This is a genomic window from Tatumella terrea (assembly GCF_039523755.1).
GTDB classification, from domain to species: Bacteria; Pseudomonadota; Gammaproteobacteria; order Enterobacterales; family Enterobacteriaceae; genus Tatumella; species Tatumella terrea.
The window spans coordinates 1-21,499 of sequence record NZ_BAAAFX010000014.1 but is presented as its reverse complement, the minus strand read 5'-3'; the positions used below and the strand labels follow the sequence as shown (position 1 = coordinate 21,499).

At 49.0% G+C, this 21,499-nt stretch carries 21 protein-coding genes; 17 read left to right on the top strand and 4 right to left on the bottom strand.

What is annotated here, in order from left to right; genetic code table 11:
- Window positions 1-3 precede the first annotated feature (3 nt).
- Together ABD035_RS10460 and ABD035_RS10455 are read left to right on the top strand one after the other, a co-directional pair.
- Window positions 4-1,278 carry a phage DNA ejection protein gene (locus ABD035_RS10460; RefSeq protein ID WP_343869966.1) on the top strand — a complete coding sequence of 425 codons (1,275 nt, stop codon included), beginning with the start codon at window positions 4-6 and terminating at the stop codon, window positions 1,276-1,278.
- Window positions 1,279-1,287: 9 nt separating this feature from the next.
- The gene (locus ABD035_RS10455) at window positions 1,288-3,945 is read left to right on the top strand and encodes a lytic transglycosylase domain-containing protein (RefSeq protein WP_343869964.1); all 2,658 of its coding nucleotides are present in this window, start codon (window positions 1,288-1,290) and stop codon (window positions 3,943-3,945) included.
- Between the two features lie 525 nt (window positions 3,946-4,470).
- On the opposite strand, the gene ABD035_RS10450 is transcribed toward ABD035_RS10455, so the two are convergent.
- Together ABD035_RS10450 and ABD035_RS10445 are read right to left on the bottom strand one after the other, a co-directional pair.
- Window positions 4,471-4,809 (bottom strand): Rap1a/Tai family immunity protein, encoded by a 339-nt coding sequence (locus tag ABD035_RS10450; protein ID WP_343869962.1) that lies wholly within the window; start codon window positions 4,807-4,809, stop codon window positions 4,471-4,473.
- Complete coding sequence (locus ABD035_RS10445) at window positions 4,806-5,051, bottom strand: FitA-like ribbon-helix-helix domain-containing protein (RefSeq protein WP_343869960.1); 246 nt, start codon at window positions 5,049-5,051, stop codon at window positions 4,806-4,808. The genes ABD035_RS10450 and ABD035_RS10445 overlap by 4 nt, the downstream gene beginning before the upstream one ends.
- Before the next feature lie 109 nt (window positions 5,052-5,160).
- Between ABD035_RS10445 and ABD035_RS10440 the strand changes: the two genes are divergently transcribed.
- From ABD035_RS10440 to ABD035_RS10420, 5 genes are all read left to right on the top strand, one after another.
- Window positions 5,161-5,316: an Arc family DNA-binding protein gene (locus tag ABD035_RS10440; protein ID WP_343869957.1), complete on the top strand. Its 156-nt coding sequence runs from the start codon at window positions 5,161-5,163 to the stop codon at window positions 5,314-5,316.
- A 74-nt stretch (window positions 5,317-5,390) separates the two neighbouring features.
- A complete protein-coding gene (locus ABD035_RS10435; RefSeq protein ID WP_343869955.1) occupies window positions 5,391-6,248 on the top strand; it encodes a BRO-N domain-containing protein in 858 nt (285 codons plus the stop codon).
- Between the two features lie 106 nt (window positions 6,249-6,354).
- Window positions 6,355-8,547, top strand: coding sequence for a phage tailspike protein (locus ABD035_RS10430; protein WP_343869953.1), 2,193 nt, complete (start codon window positions 6,355-6,357; stop codon window positions 8,545-8,547).
- Window positions 8,548-8,561: 14 nt separating this feature from the next.
- Entirely contained in the window at window positions 8,562-8,831 is a 270-nt protein-coding gene (locus ABD035_RS10425; RefSeq protein WP_343869951.1) for a hypothetical protein, read from the top strand.
- Window positions 8,832-8,869: 38 nt separating this feature from the next.
- Entirely contained in the window at window positions 8,870-9,163 is a 294-nt protein-coding gene (locus ABD035_RS10420) for a hypothetical protein (protein ID WP_343869949.1), read from the top strand.
- A gap of 859 nt (window positions 9,164-10,022) precedes the next feature.
- Here ABD035_RS10420 and ABD035_RS10415 read toward each other — a convergent pair.
- Both ABD035_RS10415 and ABD035_RS10410 read right to left on the bottom strand, forming a co-directional pair.
- Window positions 10,023-10,850, bottom strand: a complete 828-nt coding sequence (locus ABD035_RS10415; protein ID WP_343869947.1) for an SDR family oxidoreductase — start codon at window positions 10,848-10,850, stop codon at window positions 10,023-10,025.
- Between the two features lie 1,182 nt (window positions 10,851-12,032).
- Window positions 12,033-12,908, bottom strand: a complete 876-nt coding sequence (locus ABD035_RS10410; RefSeq protein WP_343869945.1) for a formate/nitrite transporter family protein — start codon at window positions 12,906-12,908, stop codon at window positions 12,033-12,035.
- A 460-nt stretch (window positions 12,909-13,368) separates the two neighbouring features.
- On the opposite strand from ABD035_RS10410, the gene ccmA reads away from it, so the two are divergent.
- From ccmA to mlaA, 10 genes are read left to right on the top strand one after another with little or no spacing between them, the layout of a single operon-like run.
- The gene (gene ccmA, locus ABD035_RS10405) at window positions 13,369-13,995 is read left to right on the top strand and encodes a cytochrome c biogenesis heme-transporting ATPase CcmA (protein ID WP_343869943.1); all 627 of its coding nucleotides are present in this window, start codon (window positions 13,369-13,371) and stop codon (window positions 13,993-13,995) included.
- On the top strand, window positions 13,986-14,645 hold the full coding sequence (gene ccmB / locus ABD035_RS10400) for a heme exporter protein CcmB (protein ID WP_212713438.1): 660 nt from the start codon (window positions 13,986-13,988) through the stop codon (window positions 14,643-14,645). The genes ccmA and ccmB overlap by 10 nt, the downstream gene beginning before the upstream one ends.
- A 47-nt stretch (window positions 14,646-14,692) precedes the next feature.
- Window positions 14,693-15,433: a heme ABC transporter permease gene (locus ABD035_RS10395; protein WP_212713461.1), complete on the top strand. Its 741-nt coding sequence runs from the start codon at window positions 14,693-14,695 to the stop codon at window positions 15,431-15,433.
- A complete protein-coding gene (gene ccmD, locus ABD035_RS10390; RefSeq protein WP_343869940.1) occupies window positions 15,430-15,660 on the top strand; it encodes a heme exporter protein CcmD in 231 nt (76 codons plus the stop codon). Before ABD035_RS10395 ends, ccmD begins: the two co-directional genes overlap by 4 nt.
- A complete protein-coding gene (gene ccmE, locus ABD035_RS10385; protein WP_212713440.1) occupies window positions 15,657-16,148 on the top strand; it encodes a cytochrome c maturation protein CcmE in 492 nt (163 codons plus the stop codon). Before ccmD ends, ccmE begins: the two co-directional genes overlap by 4 nt.
- Window positions 16,145-18,106 carry a heme lyase CcmF/NrfE family subunit gene (locus ABD035_RS10380; RefSeq protein ID WP_212713441.1) on the top strand — a complete coding sequence of 654 codons (1,962 nt, stop codon included), beginning with the start codon at window positions 16,145-16,147 and terminating at the stop codon, window positions 18,104-18,106. The genes ccmE and ABD035_RS10380 overlap by 4 nt, the downstream gene beginning before the upstream one ends.
- Window positions 18,106-18,663: a DsbE family thiol:disulfide interchange protein gene (locus ABD035_RS10375; protein ID WP_343869937.1), complete on the top strand. Its 558-nt coding sequence runs from the start codon at window positions 18,106-18,108 to the stop codon at window positions 18,661-18,663. The genes ABD035_RS10380 and ABD035_RS10375 overlap by 1 nt, the downstream gene beginning before the upstream one ends.
- 3 nt (window positions 18,664-18,666) lie before the next feature.
- The gene (locus ABD035_RS10370) at window positions 18,667-19,125 is read left to right on the top strand and encodes a cytochrome c-type biogenesis protein (RefSeq protein ID WP_212713443.1); all 459 of its coding nucleotides are present in this window, start codon (window positions 18,667-18,669) and stop codon (window positions 19,123-19,125) included.
- Window positions 19,122-20,333 (top strand): c-type cytochrome biogenesis protein CcmI, encoded by a 1,212-nt coding sequence (gene ccmI / locus ABD035_RS10365; protein WP_343869932.1) that lies wholly within the window; start codon window positions 19,122-19,124, stop codon window positions 20,331-20,333. The genes ABD035_RS10370 and ccmI overlap by 4 nt, the downstream gene beginning before the upstream one ends.
- A 33-nt stretch (window positions 20,334-20,366) precedes the next feature.
- Window positions 20,367-21,215 carry a phospholipid-binding lipoprotein MlaA gene (mlaA, locus tag ABD035_RS10360; RefSeq protein ID WP_343869930.1) on the top strand — a complete coding sequence of 283 codons (849 nt, stop codon included), beginning with the start codon at window positions 20,367-20,369 and terminating at the stop codon, window positions 21,213-21,215.
- Window positions 21,216-21,499: the final 284 nt, after the last annotated feature.

The following is a 21,499-nucleotide window of genomic DNA, read 5'->3' as shown; positions in this document are numbered from 1 at the left end:
AAAATGGCAACTTTCCAGTTATCAGGAATACCACAATTTGGCGGCGTCATTGCTTCATCTAACAGCAACGCCCCTCAATCCAGCGATGCTAATTATGCTGTCAATGCTATTAGTCAGGCAAACCAGGCTGACAGGTCGGGGGCGAACAATGTTGGAGTTCAGGCATTGCAGGGTGGGGCGAGTGTGTTGCAGGGTATTAAGCAAATTAATGATCAGCAGGCACTGAACACATACCAGCAAAAAGTAGGCGACGCCCTTGCAAATAATGATACAGCAGCACTGCAAAAGCTTTATGCCAGCTATCCGACGCAAGCAGCTACAACGCAACAGGCAATAGGACTGGCGAATGATAGCCTAAAACAAGGCGCGGGCAATGCTGCTATGGACTTAAAGTTAGCTCTCACGCAAGGTCCTCAGGCAGTGGCGACGGCCATCCAAAAGCATCAGCAAACTCTGCAAGGGATGGGAATTGACCCCAACCAGGCATTTCAGATTGCTCAAACCGACCCTCAACGATTTAATCAGATTACTGATTTGGTCGGGATGCATGCTATCGGTCCAGATAAATACTTTGACCTTCAGAGCAAAAATGCCCAGATAACTCAGGCTGGCACCATCGCTAATGCCAAATATCAGTTGGATAACCAGAAATTTCAGCACCAGATCCAGCAGGATAATGTCAATAACGGCTTTGAAGGTCAGAAAATTGACATTCAGCGTGGTGATCAGGCTATCAGGCAGCAAGTTGCTAATCAGTCAGGGCAGCAAGTATCGGCTAATATCCAAAATCAGCAGTCTCAGCAGATCCAGAAAAAGCAGGCATTCGTAAGTGGTTACGATCAACAGCAAAACCTTACGTCTAACATGCTAGATACGGTAAATAGTATTAAAAAAATCGACCCTGATACCTGGGGGGGGCTGTTCGGAGTTACGGGGAAGATAAACAACCTTTTGCCAGGCACAAGATTTGCTGATGCTTGGTCCCAAATTCAGCAATTACAGTCTCAAGCCAGGCAGATGGGCGTTGTTGGTATGAAGGGTACGGGTCCAGTGTCGGATGCTGAAGGGCAGGCCGCAGCTCAGGCTTTTCTTAGTCTGGACAGAAGCGTATCGCCTGCAAGGGCCAAAGTTGCAGTTAATAACTTTCTGACAGTATTGCAAAGACAGACAAAGTACCTGCAGACTCAGCGCCCTTTAGTCGATAAATACCGCTCTGATATTCAGTCTTACTCTACCCCCTCTGGCGCAGGTGCTGTTGACTGGCACTCTATGAATTAAGGATTTTTTATGGATGTAAGGCTTCCAAATGGCCGGGTGATATCGAATGTTCCCGAAGGAACGACAAAGCAACAGGTTATGGATAAAGCAATCCAGAATGGCCTGGCAAGCAAATCAGACTTCGATATAGGTCAGTCACCAAATAACATTCAGCAGTCGGCACCTCAGCAGGGTGCCGATGTTGTTTCTGCTACTGAGCAAAAGTATGGCATTCCGTCTGGATTGCTCAGAGCGGTGATCAGCAAAGAATCCAGTGGCAACCCGAACGCATTAAGCCCGAAAGGGGCAATCGGGCTTGGCCAGGTGATGCCGGAAACGGCAAAGGGCATGGGCTATAACCCTGAGCGACTGAAATCAGACCCGGATATGCAGGTTGACGCGGCTGGAAAATACCTGGGTCAGATGTTAAGACAGAATGGCGGTGATGTTACTTCCGCACTCGCTTCGTATAACTGGGGTCCCGGCAACGTTCAGAAATATCAGTCCGGCCAGAACCAGGCTATGCCTCAGGAAACGCAGGAATACATCAATGACCCTCGCTTTGCTCAGTGGACGCAACAGCAAAAGGCTCAGCCAGGTAGCGATGCAGAATTAGACCAGTTGTCACAGGAAGCTAATCAGCCATGGGTTCAAGAGCAGCCATCACCAACCATGATGCAGAATGTTGAACAGGCAGGAAAAGGCCTGTTACAGGCTGGCGTGAATGTGGCGAATATTCCCGGGAGCGTGGTTAACACAGCTCTGGATGCCGTGGGTGTGCCAAAGCAGGACCAGGTATACCAGTTCCAGTTACCTCAAAGTGCCAGACCAACAGACCCATATGCACAGCTCGGTGCGGAAATTGGTCCGTATCTTGTGCCTGGATTTGGTGCAGAGAAGGCCGCGGCGGCCACCGCCTCCGCAATCGGTGCATCCAGGACAGAACGCGCAGCAAACCAGGTCGCCAGCATGCTATCTGAAAACCTCGTTGGCACACTGGCGGGTTCTCAGCAGAATGGACAAATTGATCCGACTCAGTTGCTGGAAAATACCGGTATGGGGATGGCTGGTTCAGTAGTGGCCAGGGCTGTTCCTGCTGTATTTAATGGCGTTCGTGGGGCTGCTCAAGACTCAAAGGTAATGAGAGCGGCGGGTAATGCATCGCCCACAGCTGATGCCGGAGCTATCAATACAGCTAATGATGTTGTTAACCTGGCAAAAAGCCAAAACGGCCGTAATGTTATTTCAGGTCAGGCAGCAAATGTATCGAGCGATATTTCAGATGCTGCAAATACAGCGGGAGTGGACGTAAACAAATTAACTCCTGGGATGGCTTCTGGTAGTCGCGGGATTGCTCACGCTGAGGGTGCTTTGGCCTCTGTACCTGGTGTTGTTCAGGATGCCCATCATGCGGCATTTAATGAAATAGCGACCAACTTGAATAGAAACCTGGACGAATTCGGAGCGGAGGCAGGCACGGCATCAGAGAAAAGCTCGGCTATCAAGCAGCGCATCCAAAACAATCTGGATGATATGAGGAATGCTGAAAAGTCTGCTTGGGATGATGTTAGATCAACGATGCCTAACCAAAGAATGCCGATGAGCAATGCCAATGCAGTTATTCAGTCAGAGCGATCAGCAGGCGTCCCATTGAGTCCCGAGATGAAGCAGTTACTTTCGTCAAATAATGGCGGAGTTACTTTTGATGGTATGAAGGCCTGGAGGGCAAAATTTGCAGACGCCGAGCAAAAGTATATTCGTGGCGGGGAGTCGAATGCTGCACGTAGAGCAGGGGAAGTAAGAAGAGCTATAACTGATGATATGCAGTCTCTAGCGCAACGAGGAGGGTTTCTTGATAGTTGGAGTAATGCAAACGAGTTGTCAAAAGCTCGTATCACAGCACAAAATAATGCTGAATCTTTATTCGGGCGTGGGCTTGTAAACGACACGTTGATTACTAAAGGATCAGCTTCATTGCGCTCCTCCGCTGCAAATGGGTTGAATGGACAAAATGGCTTTCACAGCATCATTTCCTCACTCCCTGAAAGCGAGAGAGTTCCTGCAATTTCATCAATTATTCAAGACGCACTATCGCATGGTGTTCGTGGAGGAAAGGCTGACTCCGCTGGCATAAATCACATAGCCTCAGTTCTCACTCCGCAAAACATACAGGCCATAAGCAGATATTCTCGCGATCTTGGCAGGATAGCTGATGCTTACGGCACATTGGCCAGGTCAGCAGTAAAGCCGCAGCAATACATTGAACAAACAGGCAGAACGTCAGAAGTATTGAAGGCGCTCGATTCTGGAATTCATCCTATAGCAAAAACTGTCTTAGATGCAGTAGGTAACTCTGTATCTGGCGCAGTAGTCGGCGGAGCGGGCGGGGGAATGGCTGGTGCCGCAATTGGGGCTACCGCTGGAGCAGCACTAAAGAGTACCATTGCTAAAATATCAGCCACGAGAAGCGGCAGGTATGCTATTGAAAAAGCAGTCAGAGAGGGCGTTAAGGTTGCCAAATCTGGCGGCTCTCCAGCCCAACTAAAAGTAGCAGAAAGGAGGTTCCTTGCTGACAAGGTTGCAGTCAAAGCCATAAAGGATGCAGTGGGAATAGACGGGCTGAAGCAACTACTCAGAGTTGGTATTGTTTCAACTCTGAGTGGTATGAGTGGCGATAACAATCAATAACTATGGCATGTGGTTTGATTACCGTATGAATCGCATGTAGTGGTTAGATTGTTATTCTGCAATCTTACAGGTGGAACATATGTCGGCCTATTCGCTTGCTGCTGTATAGATTGCATTGTACTAATGGCTTGAGCATTCAGTAATCCCTGTTGAATTGCAGCGGATCTCGATTGCTCATCCATTGATTCCTGCCTCTGCATGTTAACGTATAGGTTTTGAAGTTCCATTCTTGCCTGAGCATCGCTAATATTGCCGTTATCCACTCCTTGCCCCAAATACTTAGCAGCTAAGACATACAGCTTTGGCTGTGATGCCGATGACATTCTTGAATCATTTTTTATGCTTCTATCAAGACAGTTAGCCATATCTGTGAGTCTAGGGTAGATCTGCTCACATTTATTCTGATAGTCACTTACTTTGGCGCATCCAACTAGGATTAATGGGGCAATCAAGAGCAGTTTTCTCACAACCAACCTCCTTATTTTTCTGCCAGCATATCACTGGCAGGGTGCAATAGGGTGCAAATCAGCCTTTTTTACATGGAAAAGTTTGATGAATAGCCACGGCTGATAAAAAAGCAGCAGCTTGATTCCTTGTTGCTGGGTTTTTCTCAAGATATTCTTCTATAACATCAGTAAGCTGATTTACATCGACTCCATCAGGCTCACATGCAGCACCTGTCAGCATCTGCATGTCTGATACCCCTCGGACAAAACCAAGTATGAATAACTTAGAGCCTCCATCTCCAGCCTTACCTTGCTGAATGTCATAAAGCAGATCATTTCCCGTGGTAAGCACTTGCAAGTTTGCGTTTGCATAGATTGGAGAAAAAAGAGCAATTATCAAAAAGGCCTTACGAATCATTTTTCCTTCCCGTACATGGATTTAAGGGTTTCCAGAAGAGCCTCTTTGAACCTCTCAGCCTCTTTGTCTGCTAGGCCATTAATAGACTCAGGGTTATCTATTTGCTCGATGTAAGATTGGAGAATCATGACTATCTCTGAATTTAATGACCGGCCATTTTTTTTAGATTCTTGTTGCAATCTGGCCTTCAATGAATCAGGAAGCCTGACCCCTAGTGGGCTAATATCCCTTGCACCTTTCATCAAACCTCCTACGCAGTGTATTAACTACACAGTGTAGACAAAAAAAATTTGACTTAAAATAATCACCGTGTACTATTTATTTATCACGGTGTAGCCATTTGAGGTGTGTATGAAAGTTAAAGATATAGCTCCACTTGGAGTAAGAATTCCAGCAGAAGTAAAGGAGCTACTCAAAGATAGAGCAAGAGAGGAGGGAAGGTCACTTAATTCAGAGATAATACAGAGATTAATCCGCAGCCTAAGGAATGAAGGATTGCTGAAATGATAGTAAAAGTTGAAGCCCCAACTGCGTGAACAGTCAGGGCTTCGTTATCGAAACATCTACTAGGAATAATCGACATGAAAATTGTAGCAAAAGAAAACCCAGAGTTCACCATCTTCCGCTTTGGCGATAGCGAAATTCGCGTTGTAGATAAGCAAGGGGAGCCGTGGTTTGTTGCGGTTGATATCTGTAAGGCGCTAGGTTTAACGCAAACAACTAACGCTCTTAGGAATTTGGACGAGGAAGAAGTAGCCCTTACTTCAATTAAGGGCTTGAGCAAAGGTAATGAGCAAGCCAACATCGTCAGCGAATCTGGCATGTACACCCTCGTTCTGCGTTGTCGTGATGCAGTTAATAAAGGCTCTGTACCCCATAAATTTCGCAAATGGGTTACGGCCGAAGTTCTGCCATCAATTCGCAAAAATGGCAGTTATGAAAAACCACTGACGCGGAAAAGTACTACTGAGGAAAGAACGCCACTTCGTGATGCCGTAAACATGCTGGTCAGCAAAAGGCATATGATGTACCCAGAAGCATACGCGCTTATTCATCAGAAGTTCCAGATAACCAGTTTTGAGCAGTTGACCCCGGAGCAGATTGAACCGGCTATCGAATATGTTCACTCCGTTATCCTGGAGGGAGAATTGCTGTCACGACACGATAAGCAAATATCTTTGCCACTGTCTTACCCGATGGCATATTTCGAGAACTACCGCCATGTAGTAAAGCCAGAAGAGTTACGGAGCCCCTGGCATTATTCGGCAGGTCACTTGGCGCCTAATGGTGATAATCCTAATCCACTTGGTCGCCTGTTAATTCAACTCAAGGAGCTTGGTTACGAAATAGACGCCGCGCAGTTTCAAATGCTCTCCCTGCAACATCACCTTGAAATGGTTAGGCACAAGCTGGCGAATATAGAACGCGCCATCCGCTGATAAGTTACTTTCATTGATTACGACCCGCTTAGCTGCGGGTTTTTTTATACCTGAAATTTATAAATTATCGTTTAACCGCGAGGCCATCACTCGCCCGGAGAAAATAATGGCTGATAATAGCTATAACATCATGGTGTCAAACCCAGTAACTCCGTTCACCATGTCACGCTCATTCAAAGCATGCTCAAACGGTAAAATCTTTATCGGCCTTCCTGATACTGACCCGACATTTCCGCAGAATCAGATACCGGTTTATGTGGAAAATGAGTGTGGTAATACCGTTCAGGTTCCTCAGCCAATCGTGATTAATGCTGCTGGTTATCCTGTATATCACGGACAGGTGGCTAAGTTTGTCACAACTCAGAATTACTCTATGGCTGTCTATGATAGCTATATGGTGCAGCAGTTTTACTGGCCTGACTTATCAATGATTGATCCTAATGTCTTTCACTCATCATCTGGGTTTGGATACATAGGCCAGGTAGCTTCCTTCGCTGATCTCCGCCTTCTGGTACCTACTTATGAAGGACAGCGAGTACTATTGGCAGCTTGGAATAAGGATATTACACCTTATGGTCAGTCCTCATTTGGCGGTGATGAGTTCGTTGCTGTGTCCGGTAGTTACGCTGATGACGGTGGTTTTACTGCAAAGGTTTCTGACTCCTGGGCGTGGCAGCGGTGCCGTAACACGAATGAGGCTACGGTGCTGCATTTTGGCGGCGTACCGGGAGGAATTTTCGATAACCATGATGCAATCATTAATATGCACCTATGGTCACAGGGGTTGGGTGGGGCAGCTGCGCCCGGAATTATTTTTCCGGCAGGAATTTTCTATACCTCTCCTGTTGATTTTACAACAGCCTCAATTCCGGGAAACAACCATACATTTAACCTTCATGGCCCGGAAGTTACCCATGGTAAACATTGTCAGTTAACTATTCTCAGTGACAAATCATCTTCGCCGGTTTTCAAAATTGAAGCGTATGATGGTGATATTGCCTTTTTTAATTTCAATGGACAGGCAACTATTTCCGGAACAACTCCTAGTAATGTTCAGCCTTTTTTAGAGAACATACAATCAGGACCCCAGAATGTTCATATTCGCTTTTGGTATTTGAAGAATGTAGGCGGACTTGGATTTAATCTGTCAGACACACTCGATACTCGCTTCGACGAAACATATTGTGATGGTGTTTACGGAGGTCTGTACGAGATTGGCTATGATAATCAGGCGTCAGGTAACTGGGACCACCCGACGGCCGTTGAATGGTCGAATTTTAACTATCAAAATGTTTATCCGTCACCGGTATTTAAGTCTCCACGGCTACGCCAGGCGATTATTAAAAATGGCTGGATTGAGAAATCAAATCCTGGAGACCTGACAGATTCCCAGATAGCTATGATTACCTTCTGTATCGAGGACTGCTATACAGATACGTCAGGAAATGTGTCATATCTTGACCTGCGCAATTCAAATTTCACGCTGATTACTTCCGACATACAGCCTCAATATATGAAGACCGGGTATAACGTTGATACGGCATGGAACACGTCATATCTTCCCGGTCAGTCTTTTCTTGAGCCACACGGGATTTTCACTTCTCATGGTACGGTTGCATCGCGCATGGCAGCTGGGCCACTGCTGATTAATACTTATTCCAATACGGTTGAAACCTGGTATTACGTCGGTAAATTCTGGTTCCAGGATATAGGCAGTTCACTGCAGATTAAGGTTACCGGCGATGCCGGGGCCGTGTGGGACACTACTGCAATTTACCCATGGTCTACTCAGCACGGCGGCCATTCCCTGATAAATATTCAGCGAAAATCTGATAGCTCAGCTCAGCATGTTAACTGGTCAAATCATGGTGGTCCGGTTACTGATGTTCGTTTCACTGGTGGCGGGGGGAATAACCTTGAGCTCTGGATAAAGGTCGGAATCAATGCAATGTGCTCACTGCGGGCAGATGTCAGTTCGCCCGGGGATGTGGTAGCTCAGTACAACAACACAAACTTAAGTGCAACATTGTGGTTCGGTGATGTGACCAAGGAAGACCCCCCATCTGATGCAAGAACCCCTATGACCTCATGGTTAAATCGGGCCGGTTGGCAGCAAGATTCATCCGGGAACGTCCGACGAGGAGGGTTGGGTATCGCGAGTGACGGGCGTTTAGTCGCAGGCGCGGCCACCCTTGACCTTATTTCCGGTGAATCATCATCCGGCGTGACCCGAAACCTTGTTCTGTACATTGATGGCGTACCTTATGCCATCACGGCAACTCAGATCACAACATCCTAAACAAAGGAAAGCATATGTCATTCACCGCATCGACCACGTTAGATAAAACCTCTCTCTATAACCAGCTTGGCATCAGCATCTCCTCTGGGTCAGACAAAGTAGACGTGACATACGAAGCCGTCAGTCTGTCTTATTTTGACGGTAAGACGGGGATAGCTCAGTTTAAGACCTCCGTGGGAGATACGCCGGGGGCCAGTTTGTACCCTTTTAAATTTGATTACCCGGGCACCGGAAACCCTCTTGATGTCGCTGAGTCAGCACTTAAAAGCTATCTGGCCGCCTGATTATGACCTAACCTCCGATAAAACATCGGAGAACTCACATGGCCTTCCCATCCCCCGCAGCAGATTACGTCGAAACACGGTTAACCCCTGAGTCAGTGATGGGGATCACCGCATCCTCAATCATCATCCCGACGGATGAAGGTTACGCTGTGGCTGAACCTGGATTACGGGTGAAGATGGGGAAGGTCGTCTTGCTGGAGGTGTCCGGTCAGAAGGTATTCGCCACGGTGGGTGCCGGCCGGTTTATTACTGACGGTGGAATTATCGAAGGTGACGCACTGGACGATGCCAGGGTGATCGGAGTGGTGACGTACTTCGTGAAGAGTTTGTGACTCAAAGATGCCGAAAAAATAAATTCGTTTTTTTTGCTTCAGTCGGGAGTAAGCGCATCGAAATTGACGGGTGAGTACATATCTGTGTACATCAGGAGATGATTTAGTCTTGTTTTATTTAATTAAATCATGAGGTTAACGATTTCGCTAACTATATCCATTTAACTAAGGAGACGCAAAGTTTCCGGCGGAGCGGAATGATGATATGGTTGTATGTTACCGTAAACTATGAGGTTTTTACAAGCAGATACTTTCAATAATCTGCCGGTGATATTGTCTGTTCCGGAGGGCATATGTGTTGCGCTCTCTGTGGAAGGGTCTTGCGTGTCAAGCGGTCCGGGAATGACGAAGGCCGGTTTACAGGCTCATTTCACCGGATGAGTCAAAATTAAGCTGATTACCTTAAAAAATTATTCATAATAATTATTGATGGTTTGGAGGGGTGAAGTGAGGATCCGGTATCAGAGGGTGAGCGTGCCCTTTATACAGTAATTATCTTAGTGCAAAGAACCCTCGATAGCAGAGAGTGATAAAATCATAGGGTGGGTGAACATTCCCGTGAGTCATGGACTGTGTAACCAAAATGAAGTCAGGCGCCCTGAAATAGCGGACAGACTATGGAATTTACTAATATATTCCAGCGGGATGGGCGGGAGTTTTTATTCCCGGGACTGAACGTTAACAATCAGACAAGCCGTGTTCCGGGGAGTATTTCCGGTGATAACTGTTAGTATATTAGTTTGTGGGAGGGACCCCGGCACGCTGATTAAATGTATTACATAGTTAAAATCGGTTTTATCTTTTTTAGCGGTTTTTTATTCTTTACTTCCCTGGTGTCGTCTTGTGCTTAGCTGATGGATTATTTATTAATACGTAACTGATACAGATCTTGCTTTCTTATTTTTCTTATATCTGAGCACATCGTATCCAGATCATCGGCTTCTGTCATATAAAGGCCACTCAGACAGTCATATTTTCCGCTACATAACTTTTCAATATTGGGAATACCTGCCTCAACGCTGACGGTATTTCCGCGTTCTTTCTCCTTAATAATCCACTCCATAGCGTTTCTGGTCGCACCTTGCTCTTCCGGAGGATGACTGAATAAGTCGATGACCATCCCCGTTGAGTGAACCAGGCCCGGATGGAATGAATAGACAGAGATATTATTTTTCTTTAATTCGATGGCTATATTCTCGGTAAATTTAATGACCGCTGCCTTGGATACTGAGTAAGAGGAACAGGTAGGCCAACGGTAAGCGCCGGCGTTACTGACCATATTAATGATAACGCTGTGCCGGTCTGGTTCCATAATGTTTATTGCGGCATGTGCACATCTCACCACGCCGGAAAGATTAATCGTTAATGCATCGACCCATTCATCGATAGCATTGGTATTGAACTTTCCGACCGGCCCCCATACCCCCGCGTTATTTAGTAATACATCAGGATGGCCGAAATCTTTTTTTATATTGAGAAAGAAGGGGATGATTTCCTGTTCGTTCGCCACATCCAGACAACGATAATGGAATGCAGGTCCCAGCAGAGGCTCTATTTCTGCGGGAGGAGTCTTGCTTCTTCCGGTAATAATGATCCGGTACTCAGGTATTTTGGAAAGATGTGTCGCATAAACATAGCCCAGACCCTTTGTCCCGCCAGTGATGACAATATTTCTCATCTCATGCATGGTAATACCTCCTGAATTAATGATTACGAAAATTACACTATCACAGAGTAAATATTTTAGTATAGGTATTTTTATTTTTCATTCGATGACAGGGAGTGTTAATCGCAGACTGTTGTCTTTATTGAAGAAAATATTATTACTCTCAGGCAATGAGCGATTATTCTCGGGTATTGGCCGGATTTTTACAGGGTGTGACAATTCTTATTATGTGTCATGATGCTTCCTTACTCCTGGCTGATACGGATAGCGGTTAAGGTAAAAATAAGTTTCAGTTATTAAAAATACAGTGTTTTCCCGCCAGAACTTATCAATTTATCGTGCGGGAGATAAGTATATCCGGATGATTATTAAAGGAATTAACTTTTAGTTTCATGTCCGGAAGGAATATATTGATCAGGATCAAGAAAACATAATTTATTGATGTTAATTTTATTAATGTTTTAGGGTCAGAAGAGTCATTCTATGGAAACAGGTTTTTACAGGGTAAAGAGATCAGGTGAGGAACCTAAGATATTACTTTTCCTTAAGGGGCATGGCTTTTTTCTTCCCGTGAGCAGAGAACCTATCTCTCTGGACGAGTTGAAGAGTCACGGCTTTCTGGTCCTGGAGGGGAAATACGATATCCGCGGGCGCTAATCAGAGCGAATACACCCATCAGGCTGCATCATACGCGCTGCCTCACAGGTTAATGTTCCGGCGGTGGCTATCACTCTTACCCCCGGTTTACGACCCATCATCTTTGTCTATGATTCATCATTAACGCCACAGACCTTGTCAGATCATTTTCATCCCGGTTCCGAACCGGTCTCTTAACTTAAGGGGGCAGGTCAGGCTTAGTCATTCAACGCATCGTAAGCCAGTATTCATGACATTGAGGGGGTGATACCTGACTGTATCAGATGAATTTTTTATATTTAATAACTGAGGGATAGCTTTAATTTACCATCGGACAGTTAAGCACGGGCTGAAGGTTCTCCTGTACGATCCCGTCTGTGACTTCCCTGAACCGTCCGGCGGCCTGCAGCAGACATTATCTCCGCGTCTGCAGTGGGCAGGAACAATGGGTTCCGGGTTGGAAGGCCGGCGCGGTATTGTAACGGGGAAACTACGGTAGCCCGAAGGGCGGGGGGATGCCGTTACATAAAGAAAGGCCGGGGCCGTAAGCCGGCCCCGGCAGGACAATCATTTATGCTGCTTATTCAGTTCACTCATGTCATTGCGGATTTGCACATGGCTGAGCAGGGCGAAAATAAACGTTCCGCCGGTAATGTTACCGAGCAGAGTAGGAAGGGCAAACGGCCAGAAAAATTCAGCCCAGCTCATATGGCCATTGAAGACCAGGTAAAAAGCTTCTACCGAACCGACGACGATATGCGACAACCCGGCCAGCGACATAATCCAGGTGATCATTATGATCACAAAGACTTTTGCGGATCCGGCGTGCGGAAACATCCATACCATGGTCGCAATCAGCCAGCCCGAGATCAGCGCACCACAGAACATCTGCAGAGCATCGTGTCTGACAGCCGTTTCGCTCAAATGGACAAAGGTCTGTTGCAGTGTGTCGTCAAAAACCGGCATATGATTAAAGGCGAGTGCAATCAGCGCAGTACCGATAAAATTCCCCACTAATACGATCCCCCAAAGCCGCAGCAGTAGCAGAATATTTCCTTTTACCGGCTTATGCATCACCGGCAATACGGCCGTGATGGTGTTCTCAGTGAAGAGTTGCTGATGCGCGAGGATGACGATAATAAAGCCAACACAATACCCAAAGTTCTCGAGCAGAAAACTGCCAGGCATACCTTCCGTGTGCACCTGTAATAACCCTTTTACCAACAGGGATGTCCCCATCGATAATCCGGCAGTAACCGCAGAAAGCAGTAATGCCATACTGTCTCTTTCCAGCTCTTTTTCACCGCTCTGGCGGATCGTTTCATGAATAGCGACAGCGGAGGAGGGTAGTTCTTCTTCGGCGGTGGTGATTTCATCTTCATTACTTTTTTCATCACTGTCGACTTCTTTGGCTCGCATACGCTGTGTTTCAGGACTCTGCATTCTGCCCTCCGGCGGTCAATTAACGGATCTGTACCCGCTAAGTTTAGTCTTTTTTCTCAATAAATCAGGGGAGTCTTTGCGGTAATTTACAGGTTGCCACTGTTGTTATTTCAATGTTGATTTTATGCGGGGTGGATGTGATTTATTAGTACGGTTAACGGTCGGGAGGGAAAGAGAATCAGGCCATGCAGGTGTCAAATTATCTTAAAAATAGCGGGTTTTCCGGCGTTGTGACGGTCACCGGAGGAGGAACTCAGCTGTTACAGAAATCGGTGTTTTTCCCGTTACACCGCCGGGGTTTTAAAAATAAACGTAACAAAATTTTATCATTGTCTGTTTTTTGGGCGGAAAAGTGTCCGTCAGAGCTTTTTTATGGAACCGTGACCATTTTCACCATTCGGCAGCCGATTTCCTTATGCTATAGTTCGGCTTTCTTAATGTTAAAGCGAATAGATTCTGCATGCTGGAAGCCAAAAAACTGACCTGCGTTCGTGATGAACGGGTGCTTTTTGAGCAGCTCTCGTTCAACGTGGAACGTGGCGATATTGTTCAGATTGAGGGGCCGAATGGTGCGGGTAAAACCTCGTTACTACGCCTGCTGTCGGGCCTGAGCCATGCTGAATCCGGAGACATTCTCTGGGAAGGCACTCCGATAGCCGCCCAGCGTGATATCTGGCACCGGCAAATGATTTATCTGGGCCATCTGCCGGGAATTAAAGGGGTTCTCTCGGCACTGGAAAATCTGCGCTTTTTTCACCCAGCCTGCAGTCATCAGCAAATATTTCATGCATTAGAAGAAGTAGAACTTACGGGTTATGAGGATGCGCCGGTCTCGCAGCTCTCCGCCGGGCAACAGCGCAGGGTAGCGCTGGCCAGGCTATGGTTGACAGAGGCTCCGCTTTGGATCCTTGATGAGCCGCTGACGGCTATCGATAAAGCAGGGGTTGAAAAAATAATGTCACAATTCTCAGTGCATGCCCGGCAGGGGGGATCCGTTATTCTGACTACGCATCAGGATTTACCTTCCCGGGAGATACCGGTCAGGAAAATACGCTTGCTGGCGGAAGGGAACGCGCCATGCTGGTGAGTATGATTCGTCGGGAATTAAAAGTAGCGTTTCGCAACAGTTCGGAACTTATTAATCCGCTATGGTTTTTTCTGATCGTGATCACACTGTTTCCGTTGGGGATCGGTCCGGAGTCTGCGTTACTGGCCAGGATAGCCCCGGGAGTTGTCTGGGTGGCCGCCTTACTTTCGTCATTACTGGCGCTGGAACGGTTGTTCCGTGATGACTTCCTGGACGGCTCACTGGAACAGCTGGTGTTATTACCTGCGCCGTTACCTCTGACTGTGTTGGGGAAAGTGATCGCACATTGGCTGGTGACCGGTGTACCGCTAATTATTTTATCGCCACTGGCCTCTTTGCTGCTGTCACTGAGTTTTTCCGGCTGGTGTGGACTGGCACTGACGTTGCTACTGGGAACGCCGATTTTAAGTTTTCTGGGGGCCATCGGGGTCGGGCTGACCGTCGGATTAAGACGGGGCGGGGTACTGCTAAGTTTACTGGTTCTGCCGCTGGCCGTCCCGGTACTGATTTTTTCAAGTGCAGCCATTGATGCTGCCAGCCAGGGTGTCTCCATCGGGGGCTATCTGGCCATATTAGGCGCAATGCTAATCGCCAGTATTACGCTGGCACCTTTTGCCACAGCCGCAGCATTACGGATCAGTCTGCAATAAGCTGCGTGTTGTGCCGCTTTTAGTAAATATTAGTGAGCAATACGAAAATGTGGAAATGGTTACATCAGCTGGCAAGGCCGGAAAGGCTTTATCATCTGTGCGGCAGGTTTATTCCCTGGTTTGCACTGGTGGCGACAATCACTCTGTTACTGGGCTGGATCTGGGGCTTTGGCTATGCGCCTGCAGATTATCAGCAGGGCGACAGTTACCGGATTATGTATCTTCATGTACCGGCAGCAATGTGGTCGATGGGGGTATATGCCTCCATGGCGATTGCCGCTTTTATCGGTCTGGTCTGGCAGATGAAGATGTCTGATCTGGTTGCCGCGGCGATGGCGCCGGTGGGGGCTGTTTTCACCTTTATTGCGCTGGTCACCGGTTCTGCGTGGGGTAAACCGATGTGGGGCACCTGGTGGATATGGGATGCCCGTCTGACGTCTGAGCTGGTGCTGCTCTTCATCTATATGGGTGTTATTACCCTGTATAATGCATTCGATGATCGTCGTGTAGCCGGACGGGCCGCCGGAATTCTCATTCTGGTCGGGGTCGTTAACCTGCCTGTCATTCATTATTCTGTTCAGTGGTGGAATACCTTACATCAGGGGTCGTCCGGCTTCCTGCAGCAGGATATTGCACAACCGATGCGCACACCTCTGCGCTGGTCTATCCTCGGGTATCTGCTGGTCTTTATCACGCTGACATTAATCCGCCTGCGCACCTTAATCCTGTATACCGAGCGTAACCGTCCCTGGGTTTCCGTCATTGCTAATAAGGGGCGTAAATCATGACTCCTGCCTTTTCTTCGTGGGCTGATTTCTTCCGGATGGGCGGATATGCCTTTTACGTCTGGCTGTCAGTGTTCTTCACCTTGCTGGCTTTCACTGCGCTTATCGTCCACACACGGGTACAACGAACACTGTTACTAAAACAGATAAGACAGCGTGAGGCCCGCGAACGACGGGTCAATGCTGCCCGACAAAAGAAAACCGCTGCTAAAGCCGGAGGCTCCCTGTGAACATTCGTCGCCGCCGCCGCCTGATGGTCGTCGTGGCAATTCTGGTGGGGCTTGGGATGGCCACCGGGTTAGTCATGTATGCGCTGCGTTCTAACATTGATCTGTTCTATACCCCCGGGGAAATTCTTTACGGACGGGGGGCCGACCATACGGATAAACCCCACCCGGGTCAGCAATTACGTATCGGGGGCATCGTGCTGCCGGGCAGTGTTAAACGTGACCCGAACACTCTGGCGGTACAGTTCAAACTCTATGACGCCAATGGGGTCGTTGAGGTTACCTATGTGGGTATTCTTCCGGATCTCTTCCGGGAAGGGCAGGGCATTGTGGCCGAGGGGGTGCTGGAGGATGGCAACGTGATTAAAGCCCGGCAGGTACTCGCAAAACACGATGCGAAGTATACGCCGCCGGAAATTACCCATGCGATGAAAAAGAATCCTGACGATCCGGCGTTAAATATCCAGACCATGCAAGGTGAGCAACAATGATCCCTGAAATAGGCAGTTTTTTGTTATGTCTGGCGCTGGGTCTGGCATTACTGTTGAGTATCTATCCGCTATGGGGTGCCGCCCGGCTCGATAGTCGTCTGATGGGGATGGCCCGTCCGCTGAGCTACGGTATGTTTGCCTGTATTGCCGGGGCCTTCCTGATCCTGGTGCACGCGTTCATTGTGAATGATTTCTCTGTGGCTTATGTGGCAGAAAACTCAAACACCCTGCTACCGGTCTGGTATCGCATTGCGGCCACCTGGGGCGCTCACGAAGGCTCATTACTGTTGTGGCTGCTGATGCTCAGTGGCTGGACACTGGCCGTGGCCTTACTGAGCCGGGGGATGCCGCAGGACGCGATTGCCAGGGTGCTCGCTGTGATGGGCATGATTAATCTGGGCTTCCTGCTGTTTATTACTCTGACGTCCAACCCGTTCATTCGCACTCTGCCTGACTTCCCGGTCGATGGCAGTGACCTTAACCCGATGCTTCAGGATATCGGCCTGATTTTCCATCCGCCGTTACTCTATATGGGGTATGTCGGTTTCTCCGTTGCCTTTGCTTTTGCGATTGCCTCACTGATGACCGGGCGTCTGGATACCGCATGGGCGCGCTGGTCGCGTCCCTGGACGACTGCCGCCTGGGTCTTCCTGACCATTGGTATTGTGCTGGGATCCGCCTGGTCCTACTACGTTCTTGGCTGGGGGGGCTGGTGGTTCTGGGATCCGGTAGAAAATGCCTCGCTGATGCCCTGGCTGGCAGGTACGGCATTGATTCACTCCCTGGCCGTCACTGAAAAACGCGGAACCTTTAAATCCTGGACCGTGCTGCTGGCGATCACAGCCTTTTCACTGAGCCTGCTCGGGACGTTCCTGGTACGTTCAGGGGTACTGGTTTCTGTGCACTCTTTTGCGTCCGACCCCTCCCGCGGTATTTTTATTCTGATTTTCCTGGTGATTGTCATCGGCAGTTCACTGTTGCTCTACGCCGTGCGTGGCGGACAGGTGCGCAGCCGGGTGCAGAACGAGGCCTGGTCACGGGAATCCTTTCTGCTGGGGAATAACGTATTGCTGATTGCCGCCATGCTGGTGGTGTTACTGGGTACACTGCTACCTCTGGTTCATAAAGAACTTGGTCTGGGCAGCATTTCTATTGGTGAGCCATTCTTTAATACCCTGTTTACCTGGATCATGGCGCCTTTTGCACTGATGCTGGGGATAGGGCCGCTGGTGCGCTGGCGTCGGGATGAGCCGAAAAAACTGGTTAAACGCCTGCTCGTTGCCGTGGTGGTCACCCTGATCTGCTCAATAGCATTACCGCTGATCCTGCAGGACCGCATTGAAGCGATGGCCGTGGTGGGGCTGCTGATGTCTGTCTGGGTGATTTTACTGACGCTGATGGAGTTGCATGAACGTGCTACCCACCGGCACCGCTTTTTCCGTGGCCTGTTACATCTGTCACGCAGTCACTGGGGCATGGTGCTGGGACACCTGGGCGTGGCGGTCACGGTTATCGGTATCGCCTTTAGCACCCAATACAGTGTGGAGCGTGATGTCCGGATGAAACCCGGCGATAACATCGATATTCATAACTATCATTTTATTTTCCGTGATGTACAGCGTCTGACCGGTCCGAACTATTCGGGCGGCCAGGCGATCATTGATGTTACGCATAAAGGTAAGCCGGTTGCTGTGCTGCATGCGGAAAAACGCTATTATCCGGTGGCGCATACCATGATGACCGAAGCCGCTATCAGCGGTGGTTTTGCCTGCGATCTCTATGCTGCGCTGGGTGAAGAGATTGGTGATGGTTCCTGGGCAGTACGCATTTACTACAAACCTTTTGTTCGCTGGATCTGGTTTGGCGGTGTCTTTATGGCTGTCGGAGGGGTGCTGTGCCTGCTGGATCCCCGTTACCGTTCCCGTAAAAAACATCAGTCCCGGGAGGAGCAGCACTGATGAATAAGAAAATACTGTTTATCCCGCTGGTATTGTTTTTATTGCTGGCCGCCGCCTTACTCTGGCAACTCAACCGTAATGCCCACGGGGATGATCCTACCCTGCTGGAATCGGCGTTGGTGGGTAAACCGATGCCGGTGTTTAAACTGGAATCCCTGCAAAATCCCGGCAAATACTATGACCAGACCGCGTTACTGAACGGCAAACCTCTGTTATTAAACGTGTGGGCAACCTGGTGCCCGACCTGTCGCGCAGAGCATCAGTATCTGAATACGCTGGCCGAAAAAGGTATCCGCATCGTCGGCCTGAACTATAAAGATGATCGGGTTAAGGCGGTTAACTGGCTGAATACCCTGGGTAACCCCTATTCGCTCAGTCTGTACGATGGCGACGGCATGCTGGGACTGGATCTGGGTGTGTACGGCGCGCCGGAAACTTTCCTGATCGACGGTAAAGGCATTATCCGTTACCGCCATGCAGGGAATGTGGATGCTCAGGTCTGGCAGCAGCAGATCCAACCGCTGTGGAATAAGTACAGCCAGTCAGCGGAGAAATAATCGATGAAAAAACTGATACTTTTCATGGCGGCTATGATGACCAGCTTTAGTCTCTGGGCTGCCATTGATACTTATCAATTTAAGTCACAGGCCCAGGAAGAACAGTATCGCTCTCTGACCGAGTCTTTGCGTTGTCCGAAATGTCAGAACAACAGCATTGCGGATTCCGGCGCGATGATTGCGGCAGACATGCGGCAGAAGGTTTATGAGATGTTGCAACAGGGGCAGAGCCGCCAGCAGATTATCGGTTACATGGTGGCCCGCTACGGTAACTTTGTCACCTATGAGCCGCCGGTCACCCCGTCAACCATTATTCTTTGGGTCGGTCCGGCGTGTTTTATTATTGCAGGTGCTGCGTTGATCATCCTACGTAGCAGAAGAAAAAATACGCGCAGCGAGCTTGATGAAGCTGAACAGCAAAGACTGGCTGCGTTACTGGACGATGACAGGAAGCCGTTATGAGCGCGTTATGGTTAAGCATTTTTATACTTTTGCTGGCGGCATGTGCGCTGGTTCTGACCAGTGGCTGGCGTTCCGGGAAAGACACCAGCACTCAGCGCGATCAGCTCAATAAAACGTTTTACCGTCAGCGTCTGAATGAACTGGATGAAGATGAGCAGCAGGGTGTTGTTGCCGAAAAGCAGGAAATGATTATCGAGTTACAGCAAACGCTGCTGACGGATATTCCACAACAACAGACGGTTACCCGCCGTCATTCCGGCCGCTGGGTGCTCTGGCCGGGGCTGATTATTCTGGTACTGGTGACCCTGGGCATGTATCTGAAAACCGGAGGACTGGCTCAGGTACTGGCATGGGATCAGATCAACGCACAGTATCCGAAGTTACGTGCTCAGTTAATGAATCCGCAGGATAAAGCGCTGAATGTTCAGGAACTGGAAGAGTTTGAGGTCGGGCTGAGAACGTCCCTGCAGTCGCACCCTGATAATATTAATGACTGGGCGATGCTGGGCCGGTTGGGGATGGTGCTGAATAATACACCGCTTTCCAGTCAGGCTTTCCAGCGGGCACTGAAACTGGCACCGGATAACAATGAACTGAAACTGGATTATGCCAGCGTATTGGTGCGTTCTCAGGATCCTCAGGATAACCGCCAGGCTCAGGTGATGCTCAGTACTATGCTGACCGCCGAGCCAAATAATTTACGCATTTTAAGTTTGCTGGCGGCGGTAAACTATACCCAGCAAAATTACGATACGGCGATCGGTTATTGGCAAAAAATGCTGCCATTACTGCCGGCAAACTCCAAAGAAGCTAATGCGGTAGAGCAGGGAATCGAGCTTGCTCGCACCAATGCCGGACAACAGAGCAGTAAACTGACGCTTAATGTGGCGATTGCACCGACTGCAGAAAAAATGTTAACCCCGAACGGAATATTGTATATTTCAGTGACCGATGGTGTATCTCCGGTCCCGGTGGCAGTGAAACGTATCCCGCTGAGCCATTTTCCGTTGACTGTGACTCTGGATGACAGTAACGCAATGGTTCAGGAACGTTTACTATCAGCACAGCACAATATTCAGGTGAGAGTGCGGATTTCCCGTGACGGAAGTGCGGATCCGCAATCGGGCGACTGGTATGGCCAGACTGGTAAATTACCGTATAACGGTCATCAGACGGTCGCTGTTGAGATTAACCAGCAGCAACCCTGATGGTCTTTCAGATCATTGCACAGGGAGATCAGCATGCATTACCGCCTGACCATTCTGGGGGTGGCCAGTTTACTGCTGGTAGGGTGTGCCGGGAGTCATCCGGACACTGAAAAAAATAAGCAGGTGATAAAGCCTGAAGCACAGCAGGTTTCGCAGCCGGTTGCACAAGCCTCCGCTCCGCAGGCGACAGGGGGCGGTTCAGCACATCACAGTGATCCGCTGGAAAGTTTTAACCGTACAATGTTCAATCTGAACTATAACGTGCTGGACCCGTATATCGTACGTCCGGTGGCGGTTGCATGGCGGAACTATGTACCGGTACCTGCGCGAAACGGGATCAGTAATGCATTAAGCAATCTGGATGAGCCTTCCAGCATGGTGAACTATTTGCTTGAAGGGGATGTGCATCGTGCGGCTATCCACTTTACCCGCTTCTTCCTGAACTCAACACTGGGGCTGGGCGGACTTATCGATGTGGCCGGTAAAGCAAACCCTGCGCTGGCGCGTGAGCACGAGCAAGGCTTTGGTACTACGCTGGGTCACTACGGGGTAGGTTATGGCCCGTATGTCGAGTTACCGGGTTATGGCAGCTTTACGTTGCGTCAGGACGGCGGGGATATGGTCGATGCGCTGTATCCGCCTCTCAGCTTTCTGACTATCTGGATGTCGGCAGGCAAATGGGTGCTGGAAGGCATTGAAACCCGTGCCGAATTGCTGGATTCCGATGGCATGCTGAAACAACAGAGCGATCCTTATGCCTTTATCCGCAATGCTTACTTCCAGCGGTATGACTTCCTGGCCAATGGCGGTAAGTTGAAACCGGAAGTTAACCCGAACGCTCAGGCAATTCAGGGCGATCTGAGCGAGATTGATTCTGATTAATCTGCAATAAACCTTGTTACAGACAGACGGGCCTGGGATTTCAGGCCCGTTTTTTTTTAGCATTACAGTAAAGGGCGGCCCCGGCGGTTGCCCCCGAATATCCCGCTGTACTATCTGACACCGTCACCTGACGTGAATAATGTTCCCTGTGGTATATGAAAATGGCGATCATCCCCAGCCCAGCCCAGCCCAGCCCAGCCCAGCCCAGCCCAGCCCAGCCCAGCCCAGCCCAGCCCAGCCCAGCCCAGCCCAGCCCAGCCCAGCCCAGCCCAGCCCAGCCCAGC

What these genes read in the sequence shown, in the direction of transcription:
- ABD035_RS10435 (WP_343869955.1), top strand. Translation starts at nt 5,391, where the DNA reads ATGAAAATTGTAGCAAAAGAAAACCCAGAGTTCACCATCTTCCGCTTT.
- ABD035_RS10415 (WP_343869947.1), bottom strand. Translation starts at nt 10,850, where the DNA reads ATGCATGAGATGAGAAATATTGTCATCACTGGCGGGACAAAGGGTCTG.
- ABD035_RS10410 (WP_343869945.1), bottom strand. Translation starts at nt 12,908, where the DNA reads ATGCAGAGTCCTGAAACACAGCGTATGCGAGCCAAAGAAGTCGACAGT.
- ccmD (WP_343869940.1), top strand. Translation starts at nt 15,430, where the DNA reads ATGACTCCTGCCTTTTCTTCGTGGGCTGATTTCTTCCGGATGGGCGGA.
- ABD035_RS10375 (WP_343869937.1), top strand. Translation starts at nt 18,106, where the DNA reads ATGAATAAGAAAATACTGTTTATCCCGCTGGTATTGTTTTTATTGCTG.
- ABD035_RS10460 (WP_343869966.1), top strand. Translation starts at nt 4, where the DNA reads ATGGCAACTTTCCAGTTATCAGGAATACCACAATTTGGCGGCGTCATT.
- ABD035_RS10370 (WP_212713443.1), top strand. Translation starts at nt 18,667, where the DNA reads ATGAAAAAACTGATACTTTTCATGGCGGCTATGATGACCAGCTTTAGT.
- ccmB (WP_212713438.1), top strand. Translation starts at nt 13,986, where the DNA reads ATGCTGGTGAGTATGATTCGTCGGGAATTAAAAGTAGCGTTTCGCAAC.
- ABD035_RS10440 (WP_343869957.1), top strand. Translation starts at nt 5,161, where the DNA reads ATGAAAGTTAAAGATATAGCTCCACTTGGAGTAAGAATTCCAGCAGAA.
- ccmI (WP_343869932.1), top strand. Translation starts at nt 19,122, where the DNA reads ATGAGCGCGTTATGGTTAAGCATTTTTATACTTTTGCTGGCGGCATGT.
- ABD035_RS10420 (WP_343869949.1), top strand. Translation starts at nt 8,870, where the DNA reads ATGGCCTTCCCATCCCCCGCAGCAGATTACGTCGAAACACGGTTAACC.
- ABD035_RS10430 (WP_343869953.1), top strand. Translation starts at nt 6,355, where the DNA reads ATGGCTGATAATAGCTATAACATCATGGTGTCAAACCCAGTAACTCCG.
- ABD035_RS10445 (WP_343869960.1), bottom strand. Translation starts at nt 5,051, where the DNA reads ATGAAAGGTGCAAGGGATATTAGCCCACTAGGGGTCAGGCTTCCTGAT.
- ABD035_RS10380 (WP_212713441.1), top strand. Translation starts at nt 16,145, where the DNA reads ATGATCCCTGAAATAGGCAGTTTTTTGTTATGTCTGGCGCTGGGTCTG.
- ABD035_RS10455 (WP_343869964.1), top strand. Translation starts at nt 1,288, where the DNA reads ATGGATGTAAGGCTTCCAAATGGCCGGGTGATATCGAATGTTCCCGAA.
- ABD035_RS10395 (WP_212713461.1), top strand. Translation starts at nt 14,693, where the DNA reads ATGTGGAAATGGTTACATCAGCTGGCAAGGCCGGAAAGGCTTTATCAT.
- ccmA (WP_343869943.1), top strand. Translation starts at nt 13,369, where the DNA reads ATGCTGGAAGCCAAAAAACTGACCTGCGTTCGTGATGAACGGGTGCTT.
- ABD035_RS10450 (WP_343869962.1), bottom strand. Translation starts at nt 4,809, where the DNA reads ATGATTCGTAAGGCCTTTTTGATAATTGCTCTTTTTTCTCCAATCTAT.
- ABD035_RS10425 (WP_343869951.1), top strand. Translation starts at nt 8,562, where the DNA reads ATGTCATTCACCGCATCGACCACGTTAGATAAAACCTCTCTCTATAAC.
- mlaA (WP_343869930.1), top strand. Translation starts at nt 20,367, where the DNA reads ATGCATTACCGCCTGACCATTCTGGGGGTGGCCAGTTTACTGCTGGTA.